Source organism: Billgrantia ethanolica (assembly GCF_021404305.1).
Classification (GTDB): Bacteria; Pseudomonadota; Gammaproteobacteria; order Pseudomonadales; family Halomonadaceae; genus Halomonas; species Halomonas ethanolica.
Map to the genome: position 1 here is coordinate 484,032 of NZ_JABFTX010000004.1, position 13,629 is coordinate 497,660.

At 66.9% G+C, this 13,629-nt stretch carries 13 protein-coding genes and 1 tRNA gene; 10 read left to right on the forward strand and 4 right to left on the reverse strand.

What is annotated here, in order from left to right; all coding sequences use genetic code 11:
• Positions 1 to 44 precede the first annotated feature (44 nt).
• Positions 45 to 923, reverse strand: a complete 879-nt coding sequence (locus tag HOP53_RS18820; protein WP_234271422.1) for a YicC/YloC family endoribonuclease — start codon at positions 921 to 923, stop codon at positions 45 to 47.
• 172 nt (positions 924 to 1,095) lie between these two features.
• On the opposite strand from HOP53_RS18820, the gene rph reads away from it, so the two are divergent.
• Positions 1,096 to 1,833 (forward strand): ribonuclease PH, encoded by a 738-nt coding sequence (gene rph / locus HOP53_RS18825; protein ID WP_010625891.1) that lies wholly within the window; start codon positions 1,096 to 1,098, stop codon positions 1,831 to 1,833.
• A gap of 72 nt (positions 1,834 to 1,905) precedes the next feature.
• Here the strand turns inward: rph and HOP53_RS18830 are convergent, their stop codons facing one another.
• Positions 1,906 to 2,673 (reverse strand): exodeoxyribonuclease III, encoded by a 768-nt coding sequence (locus HOP53_RS18830; protein WP_010625890.1) that lies wholly within the window; start codon positions 2,671 to 2,673, stop codon positions 1,906 to 1,908.
• A gap of 169 nt (positions 2,674 to 2,842) precedes the next feature.
• Between HOP53_RS18830 and pyrE the strand changes: the two genes are divergently transcribed.
• From pyrE to rep, 4 genes are all read left to right on the forward strand, one after another.
• Positions 2,843 to 3,499, forward strand: coding sequence for an orotate phosphoribosyltransferase (pyrE, locus tag HOP53_RS18835; RefSeq protein ID WP_234271423.1), 657 nt, complete (start codon positions 2,843 to 2,845; stop codon positions 3,497 to 3,499).
• A gap of 42 nt (positions 3,500 to 3,541) precedes the next feature.
• Positions 3,542 to 4,108 (forward strand): YfaZ family outer membrane protein, encoded by a 567-nt coding sequence (locus tag HOP53_RS18840; protein WP_234271424.1) that lies wholly within the window; start codon positions 3,542 to 3,544, stop codon positions 4,106 to 4,108.
• A gap of 63 nt (positions 4,109 to 4,171) precedes the next feature.
• Positions 4,172 to 4,666: a tRNA (uridine(34)/cytosine(34)/5-carboxymethylaminomethyluridine(34)-2'-O)-methyltransferase TrmL gene (trmL, locus tag HOP53_RS18845; protein ID WP_234271425.1), complete on the forward strand. Its 495-nt coding sequence runs from the start codon at positions 4,172 to 4,174 to the stop codon at positions 4,664 to 4,666.
• Complete coding sequence (rep, locus tag HOP53_RS18850) at positions 4,663 to 6,714, forward strand: DNA helicase Rep (RefSeq protein ID WP_234271426.1); 2,052 nt, start codon at positions 4,663 to 4,665, stop codon at positions 6,712 to 6,714. The genes trmL and rep overlap by 4 nt, the downstream gene beginning before the upstream one ends.
• Before the next feature lie 122 nt (positions 6,715 to 6,836).
• On the opposite strand, the gene HOP53_RS18855 is transcribed toward rep, so the two are convergent.
• On the reverse strand, positions 6,837 to 7,709 hold the full coding sequence (locus HOP53_RS18855; protein WP_234271427.1) for a c-type cytochrome: 873 nt from the start codon (positions 7,707 to 7,709) through the stop codon (positions 6,837 to 6,839).
• Positions 7,710 to 7,943: 234 nt separating this feature from the next.
• Here HOP53_RS18855 and lhgO point away from each other — a divergent pair, with 234 nt between their 5' ends.
• The 5 genes from lhgO (at position 7,944) to hpaI (ending at position 12,294) form a co-directional block, all read left to right on the forward strand.
• Positions 7,944 to 9,143, forward strand: coding sequence for an L-2-hydroxyglutarate oxidase (lhgO, locus tag HOP53_RS18860; protein WP_234271428.1), 1,200 nt, complete (start codon positions 7,944 to 7,946; stop codon positions 9,141 to 9,143).
• A 57-nt stretch (positions 9,144 to 9,200) separates the two neighbouring features.
• Positions 9,201 to 10,028: a hypothetical protein gene (locus HOP53_RS18865; RefSeq protein ID WP_234271429.1), complete on the forward strand. Its 828-nt coding sequence runs from the start codon at positions 9,201 to 9,203 to the stop codon at positions 10,026 to 10,028.
• Entirely contained in the window at positions 10,025 to 11,143 is a 1,119-nt protein-coding gene (locus HOP53_RS18870; protein WP_234271430.1) for a hypothetical protein, read from the forward strand. The genes HOP53_RS18865 and HOP53_RS18870 overlap by 4 nt, the downstream gene beginning before the upstream one ends.
• A 66-nt stretch (positions 11,144 to 11,209) precedes the next feature.
• Positions 11,210 to 11,286: transfer RNA gene (locus HOP53_RS18875), tRNA-Arg, on the forward strand.
• 237 nt (positions 11,287 to 11,523) lie between these two features.
• Positions 11,524 to 12,294 carry a 4-hydroxy-2-oxoheptanedioate aldolase gene (hpaI, locus tag HOP53_RS18880; protein WP_234244926.1) on the forward strand — a complete coding sequence of 257 codons (771 nt, stop codon included), beginning with the start codon at positions 11,524 to 11,526 and terminating at the stop codon, positions 12,292 to 12,294.
• Between the two features lie 26 nt (positions 12,295 to 12,320).
• Here hpaI and HOP53_RS18885 read toward each other — a convergent pair whose 3' ends face one another.
• Positions 12,321 to 13,484 carry a fumarylacetoacetate hydrolase family protein gene (locus tag HOP53_RS18885; protein WP_234271431.1) on the reverse strand — a complete coding sequence of 388 codons (1,164 nt, stop codon included), beginning with the start codon at positions 13,482 to 13,484 and terminating at the stop codon, positions 12,321 to 12,323.
• Positions 13,485 to 13,629: the final 145 nt, after the last annotated feature.

Sequence of the window (13,629 nt, forward strand, 5' to 3'; positions counted from 1 at the left end):
GATGCCTTCGACAAGGCACTGCCCGGTTCGCCTTCATGGTCGTGTCACTCGATATTCTGGATCTGCTCGCGCATCTGCTCGATCAGCACCTTGAGCTCCACCGCGCAGCGGGTGGTGCTGGCCACCGCCGACTTGGAGGAGAGGGTATTGGCCTCGCGGTTGAGCTCCTGCATCAGGAAGTCGAGGCGGCGCCCCTTGGGGCCCTTCTGGCCGAGCTGGCGCTCCACTTCGCTGACGTGGGCCTCGAGCCGGTCGAGCTCCTCGTCCACGTCGGCCTTCTGGGCCAGCAGCACCAGTTCGGCTTCCAGGCGCTGGGGGTCGAGCTCCGCCTTGACCGTTTCCAGACGCTCCAGCAGCTGGGTGCGCTGACGCTCGAGGATGGTCGGCATCAGGCGGCGCACCTCGGCAACCTGCTCGCGCACGCCGCTCAGGCGCTCACGGATCATCACGGCGAGCTTGTCGCCCTCGCGGGCGCGGGCCTCGATCAGCTCGTCGAGGGCGGCTTCGAACAGCGCCGTGGCTTCCGCCTTCACCAGATCCAGGTCGATGCCCTGGGCGTCGAGCACGCCGGGGTGCTCCAGCAGCGAGAGGGCGTCGGGCATGGCGACCTGGGGCAGCGCTTCGCGAATTTCGCCCAGCGCTGCGGCCAGGGCCACCAGGCGGGTGTGATTGACCGCCAGGGTCTCGCTGATGTCGGTGGGTTCGAAGCGCAGGTGACACTCCACCTTGCCGCGGGCCAGGCGCGTGCGCAGCGCCTCGCGGAAGGCGGGCTCCAGATCGCGCAGGGCCTCGGGCAGCCGGAAGAAGGGTTCCAGGTAGCGCTGATTCACCGAGCGCAGCTCCAGCTGCAGGCTGCCCCAGTCGTCCTCACGGCTCTGGCGGGCAAAGGCGGTCATGCTGTGAACCTTGCTTTGGTCAACCATGGGAACTCCTTGTTCGGTCGTCGGCACTTCGGCAGCACGGACGGGATGTGAGACGAGGAGTTTAACCGATTACCCGCCCCGACCGTGTAGAATGGCCAGCCATTCGACACCGATGCCCAGGGCGTCCCGCCCGGCCCGGCGTCACTCAGTTCGTATCGATTCGAGAGGTAACATGGCTTCCGACCTGAAACGCCCCAGCGGACGGCGCCCCGACCAGCCCCGCGAGATTCGCCTGACCCGCGATTTCACCCGCCACGCCGAGGGTTCGGTGCTGGTGGAGTTCGGCGACACCAAGGTGCTGTGCAACGCCAGCGTCGAGGCCGGCGTGCCGCGCTGGCTGCGCGGCAAGGGGCAGGGCTGGGTCACCGCCGAGTACGGCATGCTGCCGCGCGCCACCCACACCCGCGGCGGCCGCGAGGCGGCCCGCGGCAAGCAGGGCGGGCGCACGCTGGAGATCCAGCGTCTGATCGGCCGCTCGCTGCGGGCGTCGGTCAATCTCAAGAAGCTGGGAGAATTCACCATCACCGTGGACTGCGACGTGATCCAGGCCGATGGCGGCACCCGCACCGCCTCGATCACCGGCGGCTGCGTGGCGCTGGTGGATGCCATCCGCTATTTGCAGCGCAAGAAGCTGATCAAGGGTGACCCCTTCGTGCAGCTGGTCAGTTCGGTCTCGGTGGGCTTGTTCAAGGGTGTGCCGGTGGTGGATCTCGACTACCCCGAGGACAGCGGCGCCGACACCGACATGAACGTGGTGATGGCTGAGTCGGGCGGGCTGATCGAGGTGCAGGGCACCGCCGAGGCGGGGGTGTTCTCCCGCGAGCAGCTCAACGCCATGCTGGAACTGGCCGAGAACGCCGGCGCCCAGCTCTTCGAGCACCAGCGCGAGGCCCTGGGCATTCGTCGCTGAATCAAAACGCAGTGCGCCGGCATCCAATGCCGGCGCACTGCAGCCCGGTTGGGCCGCGACGAAGGGGTGTGCTTACAGCGTCAGGTCGTACTCGACGAACAGCGGGGCGTACTCGCTGAAGGTGGCGTCGTAGTCGATCCAGGCGTCGACCACGTGGCGACGCAGGTTGGGTCCGACGATCTGATAGTCGATCCGCCAGCCTTCCTGGCGTGAGCGCGGCACATCCTGGTCGAGCTTGGGCCAGTAGGTGTACTCACCGGCGTCGCGGTTGATCTCGCGGAAGGTGTCGATGAAGCCGGTGGGGCCGAATACCTGGTCCATCCAGGCCCGCTCTTCGGGCTTGAAGCCCGGCGTGGTCTGGTTGTCGGCCCAGTTCTCAAGATCGATGGTCTTGTGGGCGATGTGCCAGGTGCCGCAGATGATGTACTCGCGACGCTTGCGTGCCATCTTGTTCAGGTATTCCTGATACTGGGCCATGAAGGCCTGCTTGGCGGCATAATCGCTGCCGTCGGGCATCAGGAAGCTGGCGATGCTGAAACGGTCGTAATCGGCCTGCAGGAAGCGCGCCTCGTGGTCGCACTGGGGAAAGCCGAGGCCGTACATGATCGCCTTGGGTATCTTGCGGCAATAGATCCCCACGCCGGAGAAGCCGTCCTCCTCGGCGTCGAGGAAGTAGCCTTCGTAGCCTTCCGGGTACAGAATGCTGTCGTCGAGTTCGAAGCTCTTGGCCTTGAGGTTCTGCACGCAGATGACGTCGGCGTCCTGCTCGGCCAGCCAGTCGAGGAAGCCCCGTCCGACCGCTTCGCGGATTCCGTTGACATTGATGGTGGCAATTTTCATACATGGTCCCTTTGACGTCGCGCGTGTATGATACCCGACGTTTCGACGTTTGGGTAAATGGCCCGCATGGATATTCCATGGTAGGACACAGATCCCATCCCATGGATGAGAAAACTGGGCTTATGAACAGAGCCTTATGAATAGCAGGGGAAGTGAGGTGTCGGCCAGCATGCAAGCCTATCAGCGGGAGTTCATCGAGTTCGCGATCGAGCAGGGCGTGCTGAAGTTCGGCGAGTTCACCCTCAAGTCGGGCCGCGTCAGCCCCTATTTCTTCAATGCCGGGCTGTTTCGCAGCGGCAGCGCCCTGGCGCAACTGGGCCGCTTCTACGCCAATGCCATCGAGGCCAGCGGGCTCTCGTTCGACGTGCTGTTCGGCCCCGCCTACAAGGGCATTCCGCTGGCGGCCACCACCGCGGTGGCACTGGCCGACCACCATGGCCGCGATCTGCCCTTCGCCTTCAATCGCAAGGAGGCGAAGAGTCACGGCGAGGGCGGCAACATCGTCGGTGCCGAGCTGGCCGGGCGTATCCTGATCATCGACGACGTGATCACCGCAGGCACCGCCATTCGGGAGGTGATGACGCTGATCGAGGCTGCCGGCGCCGAGGCGGCCGGCGTGGTGATCGCGCTGGACCGTCAGGAGCGCGGCGAGGGCAGCCAGAGCGCCATCCAGGAAGTCGAATCGCGCTACGCCATGCCGGTGGTCAGCATCGTCACCCTGGACCTGGTGCTGAGCTATCTCGAGCAGCAGTCGAACCAGGAATTACAGGGACATGCGGCCGCCATACGCGACTATCGCGCGCGCTATGGCGTCGCCGCTGAGTGAATCGTGAAGCGCGCTTCAAGCGCATCTGTTGAGGAGTCGTCGATGAAAACGCTTGGACATTTCGCCAAGGCCGCGCTGGCCACCGGCATTCTCTTCGTTGCCGCCGGTGCCCATGCCGCCGGCAGTCTCGATCTCAACCTCGGCCCCGACGCCGTGCAGTTCGAGGCGGCCGGCGAGATCGCCCACGGCGTGATGCTGGGCGGCGGCGTCCTGCACAGCGACTATCGCGAGGACGCCACCATCTACCACGCCCAGCTGCTCGGCGCGCAGCGCACCCGCGAGCGCGATGTGGGCATCGGCGCCCGCTGGACCCAGTACGATACCGACTACGGCAACGGCGGCGGTCTCGGCCTGGGCGGCTATGGCTACGTCTACCTGCCCCAGGCGCCGGCCGTCTCCGTGGGCGGCTACGGCTTCTATACCCCCAGCGTGGTGACCAGCGGCGACCTGGACGACGGCTACGAGTTCGGCGTGCGTGCGCGCTACGCCTTCACGCCCAATGTCGACGGCTACGTCGGCCTGCGTCAGGCGGCGGCCGACTTCGACAACCGTCACGGCAACCGCACCCTGGACCGCGGCGCCCAGGTCGGCGTTCGCCTGAGCTTCTGATCGCTCGTTCACCGAGCCAGCGGGCCCCTGCGGGGGCCCGCATGCGTTCCAGCAGGCCACCCCATGCTTGACGTAGTGCTGTTCGAACCCGAGATCCCGCCCAACACCGGCAACCTGATCCGGCTGTGCGCCAACAGCGGCTTTCGCCTGCACCTGATCGAGCCGCTGGGCTTCGTGCTCGACGACAAGCGCCTGCGCCGCGCCGGGCTCGACTACCATGAGTGGGCCGCCGTGCGCGTGCACCACGACTGGCCGGCCTTCGTCGCAGCGCTGCAACCCGAGCGGGTGTTTGCCGTCTCGACCCGCGGTCGCACCGGCTACCACGAGCCTAGCTACCGTCCCGGCGACGTGCTGCTGTTCGGTCCCGAGACCCGCGGGCTGCCCCAGGCCATGCTCGACGCCCTGCCGCCGGAGCAGCGCCTGCGCATCCCCATGCTGCCCGACAGCCGCAGCCTCAACCTCTCCAACGCCTGCGCCATCCTGGTATTCGAGGCCTGGCGTCAGCTGGGCTTCGCCGGTGCGGTGGATCTCGATATGCCTAGCGAGGCACGCCCATGAGCATTCAGCAGCGCCTGGCCAAGCTCAACCCGCGTCAGCAGGAGGCGGTGCGCTACATCGACGGCCCCTGCCTGGTGCTGGCCGGTGCCGGTTCCGGCAAGACCAGCGTGATCACCACCAAGATCGCCTACCTGGTGCAGGAGTGCGGCATGAGCGCCCGGCGCATCGCCGCGGTGACCTTCACCAACAAGGCGGCCCGCGAGATGAAGGAGCGGGTGGGGCAGATGCTCAAGGGCAAGGAGGGCCATGGGCTGACCGTCTCGACCTTCCACACCCTGGGCCTCAACATCATCCGCGGCGAACTCAAGGCGCTGGGCTACAAACCGGGCTTCTCGCTGTTCGACCCCGAGGACGCCAAGGCGCTGCTGCGTGACCTGATGAACAAGGACGCCCAGGTCGATGCCGAGCAGATCAACGCCGTGCAGCACCAGATCTCGGAGTGGAAGAACGACCTGGTGCTGCCGGGCCAGGCGCTGTCCCATGCCGTGGATGAGGACGCACAGTACGCCGCCCGGGTCTACGAGGCCTATGTGCGCCACCTCAAGGCCTACAACGCGGTGGACTTCGACGACCTGATCCTGCTGCCGGTGGTGCTGCTCAAGGATAATCCCGAGGTGCTGGCGCGCTGGCGGCGCAAGATCCACTACATGCTGGTGGACGAGTACCAGGACACCAACGTCTCCCAGTACCTGCTGGTCAAGCTGCTGATGGAAGAGCGCAAGACCTTCACCGTGGTGGGCGACGACGACCAGTCGATCTACGCCTGGCGCGGCGCGCGGCCCGAGAACCTGGTGACCCTGGGCGAGGACTTTCCACGGCTCAACGTGATCAAGCTGGAGCAGAACTATCGCTCCACCGGCACCATCCTGCGCGCGGCCAACACCCTGATCGCCAACAACCCCCACGTCTACGAGAAGACGCTGTGGTCGGAGATGGGCCAGGGTGCGCCGATCCGCGTGGTGGTCAACCGCCACGAGGAAGCCGAGGCCGAGCGGGTGGCCAGCGAGATCCTCACTCGACGCATCAAGGAGCGCGCCGAGTGGCGCGACTTCGCCGTGCTCTACCGCGGCAACTTCCAGGCCCGCCTGCTCGAACTGAAGCTGCAGCACTACCAGATTCCCTACAAGCTCTCCGGTGGCACCTCGTTCTTCTCGCGCAACGAGATCAAGGACGCCATGGCCTACCTGCGCTTGCTGATCAACCCGGCCGATGACAACGCCTTCCTGCGCATCGTCAACGTGCCGCGCCGCGAGATCGGCCCCGGCACCCTGGAGAAGCTGGCCAACTATGCCACCGAGCGCGGCGCCTCGCTGTTCGACGCCTGTCACGAGCTGGGTCTGGAGCAGCAGCTGCCGGCGCGGGCGGTGGAGCGGCTTGGCCGCTTCACTCACTTCATCGACGGCGTGCGTCGGCGCATGGACGAGGGCGACGCCCTGGCCGCCATTCGCGGCATGCTGCACGAGATGGACTACGAGGCGTGGCTCTACCAGAACGCCAGCGCGCCGACCATCGCCGAAAAGCGCATGGCCAACGTCTGGACGCTGATCGACCAGCTCGAGAAGTCGATGAAACGCGACCCGGAGGAAATCGAGGCCGAAGAGAGCGCCGAGGCCGACGACGTGGAAGCGGCCATCTCGCGTCTGGTGCTGCGCGACATCCTCGAGCAGCAGGCCGAAGAGGACGATACCGACCGGGTGCAGCTGTTGACCATGCACGCCTCCAAGGGGCTCGAGTTTCCCCACGTCTACCTGATGGGACTGGAGGAGGAGCTCTTGCCCCATCGTAATGCTATCGAGGCCGGCACGGTGGAGGAGGAGCGGCGCCTGGCCTACGTAGGCATCACCCGGGCGCGCCAGACCCTGACCCTGACCCTGGCGCGCCAGCGCAAGGCCTTCGGCGAGATGATGGACTGCGTGCCGAGCCGCTTTCTCGACGAGCTGCCGGCGGACGACCTGGAGTGGGAGGGGCGGCCGGACCGCGAGGACCCGGACAAGAAGCAGGCGCGGGGCCAGGATGCCATCGCCGGGCTACGTTCATTGTTGGGCTGAAGGCTCTCCACTGAGCTGAGGGCTCTTCACAAGCTGAAGGCTCTTCACAAGCTGAAGGCTCCTGCCACCAACGCAAACGGGGCGCCACTGGCGCCCCGTTTGCGTTACCGCTCTCGGCTGAATCAGCGTACCGGCTCGACCAGGTAGTCGGTAGCGGCGCGGACTTCATCGTCGGAGAGGTTGGCGTGGCCACCCTTCGGCGGCATGGCGCCGATGCCGTTGATGGCATGGTCATAGATGGTGTCCATGTCCTGCTCCATGCGCTGGGCCCACTCGCCCTCTTCGCCACGGCGGGGTGCACCGGCGGCACCGGTCATGTGACAGGCCATGCATGCCTGGTTGTAGATGGCCTCGCCGTCGATATCGGCCCATGCCGGCTCGTCATCGCCAGCGGCCGCTTCTTCGGTAGCAGCTTCCTCCACGGCCTCTTCCTCGACCGCTTCGTCGGCTGCCACGGCGGCCGCTTCGGCTTCCTCTTCCACCGGACCCTCTTCGGTCACGGCTTCTTCGTCGGCCGGTGCATCCTCAGCGGCTGCTTCGTCCTCGATTTCAGGAACGTCCATTACCGGCTCGAGCAGGTAGGCGGTGGAAGCCGCGACCTCCTCATCGGAGAGGTTGGGGTTGCCGCCGCGAGCCGGCATGGCGCCGATGCCGACGATGGCGTGCTCCAGCAGGGTATCCCAGCCCTGGTCGATACGCTCGCTCCACTCGCCCTCTTCGCCGCGGCGGGGAGCACCGGCAGCGCCGGTATCGTGGCAGGCCATGCACACGCGCTGGTAGATGTCGCCGCCATCGATACCGTTGGCCGCGGCTTCGCCGTTGCCGTTGGCGGGTGCCGCAGCCGTACCGCAGTCGTCACCTACCAGGCAGAGCTGGCCGATGGGCTTGATGCGCTCGGCAATGGCATCGCGGTCCACTTCGGCGTGCACGGTCGCAGCGCCTGCAGTGAGGCCCACGGTGGCCAGACAGCCCAAGATCAGTTTGCTGGATTTCACTCTCACCACCTCTCGACGGTCCTGTAATCGTTATCTGCCCATGGCGATGTCTGTACGCAACGACCGGGCGCCTCGAACAATGCGCACTAGTATACCGACAACCCAAACCGCTGGAAAACGCCGTTGCCCACGCCTTTGGCATGAAGGGTTCGCGGTACGGCTGGCAAGCCCAACGGGCCAAGGGTATCGTAATGGCCATCCTTCTGGCGATCACACTGGCGACGCGAGGCCTACGTGTACGATTTCATCATTCTGGGTGGCGGCATTCTCGGCCTTTCCACCGCGATGCAGCTGATCGAACGCTACCCCGAAAAGAAGATGCTGCTGCTGGAGAAGGAGAGTGGCCCCGCGCAGCACCAGACCGGCCACAACAGCGGTGTGATCCATGCCGGCGTCTACTATGCGCCGGGAAGCCTCAAGGCGCGCTTCTGCCTCGAGGGCAACCGCGCCACGAAGGAGTTCTGCGACCGTCACGCCATCCCCTACGAGGTCTGCGGCAAGCTGCTGGTGGCCACCAACGAGCAGGAGATGCGGCGTATGGAGGCGCTGTGGGAGCGCACCGCCGCCAACGGGCTGGAGCGCGAGTGGCTCTCCGCCGGTGAACTGAAGGAGCGCGAACCGCACATCACCGGCCAGGGTGCCATCTTCGTGCCCTCCAGCGGCATCGTCAGCTATGCCCGGGTGGCCGAGGCCATGGCCGACGAGTTCCAGCGGCACGGGGGGCAGATCCGTTACGACCACCATGTCACCGGCCTCGCCGAGCGCACCGGTGAGGTGATCGTCGGCACCTCCCAGGGCGAGTTCAACAGCCGCTATCTGGTGACCTGCTCCGGCCTGATGGCCGATCGGGTGGTGCGTCTGCTGGGCCGCGATCCGGGCTTCACCATCTGTCCTTTCCGCGGCGAATACTACCGGCTGCCCGACCGTCACAGCGATATCGTCAAGCATCTGATCTATCCCATTCCCGATCCCAGCATGCCGTTTCTCGGCGTGCACCTGACCCGCATGATCGACGGCTCGGTGACCGTGGGGCCCAATGCGGTGCTGGCGCTCAAGCGCGAAGGCTACCGCAAGAGCGACGTCTCGCTTGCCGACATGGCACGCATGTTCAGCAACCCCGGCATCCTCAAGGTGCTGGGGCGCAACCTGCGGCCGGGCATACACGAGCTGAAGAATTCGCTGTGGCGCCGCGGTTATCTCGAAGAGGTACGCAAGTACTGCCCCAGCCTGACGCTGGACGATCTCGAACCCTGGCCCGCCGGGGTGCGGGCCCAGGCCGTCTCCCGCGATGGCCGCCTGATCGACGACTTCCTGTTCGTCAACACCCGGCGTACCGTCAACGTCTGCAATGCCCCGTCGCCGGCCGCCACCTCGGCGCTGCCCATCGGCCGGCACATTCTCGACAAGGTCAGCGCGATGGTGCAGTCGAGCTGATCGAACCCGTTCGCAGCAACAGTGGGTGTCGGCTGCATTGCCGAGCGAGGCATTAACATGGCCAAGCACCTTTCCGCACGTTGGCGGCAGGTCCTGGGGCGGCATGGCCCCGTCATCTGCGTGGCGGGCTTCATGGGGCTGTGGGCGCTGCTGGGACCAGCAGTTGCCGCCACTCTGCTGCTGCCGGCCTGGGTGATCACGGCGCAGCTTATCTTCGTCGGCAGCTTCGAGGCGGCACGTCTGCGCCGCCGGGCCTGGCTGGGGCAGTATCTCGACTCCGCCTCGCCCTGGCATCGCTGGCTGCGCGGCGGTCTTCTCATGGCCCTGTGGCACCAGGGCCTCGCCATCCTGCTGGCCCTGCTGCTGCTGGTGAAACTGCGGCTCCTTCCACCAGTCTATTGGCCAGTGCTGCTGCTGTCGCTGGTGACGCTGGTGCTCGTTCAGCAGCTCCTGAGGCGGCAGCTGCAGCGTCACGTCATTGACGAGTACGTCGCCGCTCTGGTGCGACGATTGCTGGTGTGGCCCGCCGGTGCGCTGCTGGCATTGCTGCTGGTGCTCACGACGCTGTGGCTGCCGCAACCCTACCTGGTGGGTCTGGGCTGGGAAGAGGCCGTGATACGCCACACCTCGACGGCGGCCGGCGACGGTCTGCTGGGCGCGTTCGAGCGCTTGGGCCAGGCGCTCGAACTGACCCAGTACTGGGCCATGCAGAATGCTCTCGAGCGGCACGGCCTGGGCCAGGGGTTGGCCGTGTTCGGCTGGTTCCTGCTGCTGCTCACCCAGAGCGCCTTCGCCTGGGCCGTGGTGAGGCTGACGGTCGGCGCCGATGCCCTGCGCGCTACGCTCGGGCACTTTCGCAACGCTGGAAGGAAGGATGCACCATGACATCGATGGTCGAGCCTGTGCGGCGTGTACCGGCGGCTTATTGGGGGCTGACGCTGCTGCTCGTGCTGACGTTGATGCTCGCGCTGGGCTACGGCTATCGGCAGCTGCAGGAGCGCAGCGAGGCGCCGCTGTTTCGGGTCGTCGTCAACGGTGAGGCGCTGATTCTGGACGGTGAGACCCATGCCGCCCTGGGTCAGGAGCTGAGCGTGCTCAGCGGCCAGCTCGATCTTCATCTGCGTGACGAGATGCAGCCGTGGCTGGATGCGCGTCTCGATACCGCTTTCGCACCGCTGGCGGCGGCCATACCGGAGTATCTCGACTGGCACTTCTCGCTGCGGGGCAGCTACCTGCGTCTGGCGGTGGCGCTGGGCGGCGATCTCGACGAGTGGCTCGAGGCACAGCTGAACGAACGGCTCCTCGAGCGCAGCAACATTGCCGCGGCGCTGGAAGAGCTGGAAGCCGACTTCGGTGCACGCCTGGTCGAGGTGCAGCAGCGAGTCGTGGGGGAGATCGGCAGCACGCTGCAGGCACGCTACGCCCCCCGCCAGGCCGCGGCGCGAAACGAGGATGAGCTCCCCACCATCGATCTCGATCTGGCCCTCGAAGGCACGCTCCAGGGCCGCTGGGACGAGGCGCGCTGGGGAACGGCGGGGGCCGGCGGGGTCGTTGGCTTCGCCGCCGGGCGCGCACTGACCCAGCGGCTGGTGGCCGGCACGGCCATGCAGGGCTCGCGTGCCCTGATGGCCCGTATCGCGCCACGCCTGGGCATGCACGCGGCGCGTTCGGTGGGCACCGGCGCGGCGACCACGGCCGCCACCGCACCCAGCGGCCCGATGGCGCTGGTGGCCGGCACCGCCGCCACGGCGGTGGCACTGGCCGGCTTTGCCGGCACCGAATACGCCCTGCTCAAGGCCGAGGAGAGTCGCTACCGCGACGACATGCACGCCGAGCTGGAGCTCGAACTCACGCGCGCCAGGGCCGAGGTGCGCCAGGCTCTCGAGGCCGCCGCGAGCGACTGGACGCAATCTCTGGAGCGCAGCTTGCAGCAGGGCATCCACGACGCCGAAGAGGCGGCGCAGGTGCCGTCGCAATACCGCATCCTGGGAAGCCGCTGAGCAGCGCCCGGGCTGGACAGTCCGGGCGGCGGCGGTTACGATGTTGGCCGCTTCTCAGCAAGCAAAGCGCCCGTAGCTCAGTTGGATAGAGTGTTGGCCTCCGAAGCCAAAGGTCGCAGGTTCGAATCCTGCCGGGCGCGCCACGAATTCGAAGCCTCACGGTTCTGCCGTGGGGCTTTTTTAGTTCTTGTTCCGATCTCCCCTTTGCCGCAGCGCGCCAGGCAGCCACCAGAGCGCGTGCCTGTTCGCCCCCGCACGTGAAATTCCTCATGCATGCTCAGTCTCATGCCGATTCACTATTAGAGCATGTATGCTTGTATGACAAGTTGACCGGATCATCACCATGGCGAGGCGGCTTCGCCGGACACAAGGGGGTATGGATGAACATGGGACACAACGACTTCAAGCGGCGGCTGCTCGCGGGGGAGCCCTTGACCGGCATCTGGCTGGGGCTGGCCAGCCCCTATGTGGCGGAGCTGGCGGCCACCGCGGGCTTCGACTGGCTGCTGCTGGACGGCGAGCACGCCCCCAACGACCTGGCCAGCCTGCTCGGCCAGCTGCAGGCCATCGCTCCCTATGCCAGTCATCCGGTGGTGCGCCCGCCCCATGGCGACACCGCGCTGCTCAAGCAGTACCTGGATATCGGCGCGCAGAATCTGTTGATTCCCATGGTAGAGACCGCCGAACAGGCCGCCGAGCTGGTGGCGGCCACGCGCTATCCACCGCACGGCGTGCGCGGCATGGGCAGCATGCTGGCGCGAGCCTCGCGCTGGGGCCAGGTCGAAGACTATGTCGCCCGCGCCGATGACGAGATTTGCCTGATCCTGCAGCTGGAGAGCCCTCGGGCGCTGGCCAACCTCGAGGCCATCGCCGCCGTGGAGGGGGTCGATGCGCTGTTCGTGGGGCCGGCAGATCTCTCCGCGGCGATGGGCCATCGCGGCAACCCGGGGCACCCGCAAGTACGTGCCGCCATTGACGACGCCATCGTCAGGATCCGCGCCGCCGGCAGCGTGGCCGGCATTCTCACGCTGGACGAGCAGCAGGCCCACGACTACCTGGCGGCGGGGTGCGGCTTCGTCGGGGTGGGTATCGATGCCCTGCTGCTGGCCCAGGCGCTGCGCGGCCTGGCAGGGCGTTTCCGCCCGGCCTGACCGCGGGTGCGAATAGAGGCCGAGGCTCAGCGGGCGGCAAGATCGCGCATCAGCGCTCGCAGGCCGTAGCGCCAGGGCGGCAGGGCGTCGCTTCTACCCACGTGATTGACCAGGGCGCCCAGCGCCGGCGTGGCGATGGTGACCCGGTCGCCCAGGTGATGGGTGAAGCCCTGGCCGGCACCGTCGCGGTCTTGGATCGGCGAGAACATGGTACCGAGATAGAGCATGAAGCCATCGGGGTACTGATGGTGGGCGCCGTGGGTCTGGCTCACCAGGTCGAGCGGGTCGCGGCTGATCTCGCCCATGTCGCTCTCGCCCTCCAGCAGGAAGTCGTCGTCGGCGCCCTCGATACGCAGAGTGACCCGGGCGCGGCGCACGTCATCGATGCCGAAGCTCTCGTCGAACAGCCGAATGAAGGGGCCGATGGCGCTCGAGGCATTGTTGTCCTTGGCCTTGCCCAACAGCAGGGCGCTGCGCCCCTCGATGTCGCGCAGGTTGACGTCGTTGCCGAGGGCGGCCCCTCTGACCGTGCCGCGGCTGTCCACTGCCAGCACGATCTCCGGCTCGGGGTTGTTCCACTGCGACGCCGGGTGCAGGCCCACGCCGGCGCCGAAGCCTACTGAGGAGAGCGGCTGCGCCTTGGTGAACACCTCGGCGTCAGGGCCGATGCCGACCTCCATGTACTGCGACCAGCCGCCGCGGGCCTGCAGCTCGCGTTTGAGCGTCATGGCCTCTTCCGAACCCGGCACGATGCGCGACAGGTCGCTGCCGATCAGCGCCTGCAGCTCGGCGCGCAGGGCGCTGGCCCGGGCCGGATCGCCCCCCGCCTGCTCCTCGATCACCCGCTCGAGCAGACTCACCGCGAAGGTCACGCCGCAGGCCTTCACCGCCTGCAGGTCGCAGGGGGCCAGTAGGTAGGGGGCCTGTTGTGGCTCGGCCAGGGCGTTCTCCAGCAGCTGCTCCACCGGGCCAAGCGACGGCCCCTCGGCATTCGCCAACGCCTCGAGCAGGTCGTCGCGTTCGAGCAGGTCGGCCATGGTCGGCCCCAGCCGGGTGACGTCGATGGCTTCCCCATTGCGCACCGTGATCAGGACTGGGCCGGGCTGCGGTGTGTCGCACCAGACCCGGCCGACCAGATGGGCACGGTCCAAGTCCCTAGGCAGACAGTCGCGTAACGAGAGAGGGGTCATGGGGGCCTCCGGTGAGGGCGGAGTGGCGCCTGGCCAGGTTCCGCCTATCATGTTATTGATGTAGGCATGTATGACAGGTATGCCAGATCTCCTCACTCTATCGCAAGGGCGCAGAGGGGTCGAGGAGCAAGACGGGGCGAGACGA

What these genes read in the sequence shown, in the direction of transcription:
- HOP53_RS18865 (WP_234271429.1), top strand. Translation starts at nt 9,201, where the DNA reads ATGGCCAAGCACCTTTCCGCACGTTGGCGGCAGGTCCTGGGGCGGCAT.
- HOP53_RS18820 (WP_234271422.1), bottom strand. Translation starts at nt 923, where the DNA reads ATGGTTGACCAAAGCAAGGTTCACAGCATGACCGCCTTTGCCCGCCAG.
- trmL (WP_234271425.1), top strand. Translation starts at nt 4,172, where the DNA reads ATGCTTGACGTAGTGCTGTTCGAACCCGAGATCCCGCCCAACACCGGC.
- HOP53_RS18870 (WP_234271430.1), top strand. Translation starts at nt 10,025, where the DNA reads ATGACATCGATGGTCGAGCCTGTGCGGCGTGTACCGGCGGCTTATTGG.
- hpaI (WP_234244926.1), top strand. Translation starts at nt 11,524, where the DNA reads ATGAACATGGGACACAACGACTTCAAGCGGCGGCTGCTCGCGGGGGAG.
- HOP53_RS18840 (WP_234271424.1), top strand. Translation starts at nt 3,542, where the DNA reads ATGAAAACGCTTGGACATTTCGCCAAGGCCGCGCTGGCCACCGGCATT.
- HOP53_RS18885 (WP_234271431.1), bottom strand. Translation starts at nt 13,484, where the DNA reads ATGACCCCTCTCTCGTTACGCGACTGTCTGCCTAGGGACTTGGACCGT.
- pyrE (WP_234271423.1), top strand. Translation starts at nt 2,843, where the DNA reads ATGCAAGCCTATCAGCGGGAGTTCATCGAGTTCGCGATCGAGCAGGGC.
- rep (WP_234271426.1), top strand. Translation starts at nt 4,663, where the DNA reads ATGAGCATTCAGCAGCGCCTGGCCAAGCTCAACCCGCGTCAGCAGGAG.
- HOP53_RS18830 (WP_010625890.1), bottom strand. Translation starts at nt 2,673, where the DNA reads ATGAAAATTGCCACCATCAATGTCAACGGAATCCGCGAAGCGGTCGGA.
- rph (WP_010625891.1), top strand. Translation starts at nt 1,096, where the DNA reads ATGGCTTCCGACCTGAAACGCCCCAGCGGACGGCGCCCCGACCAGCCC.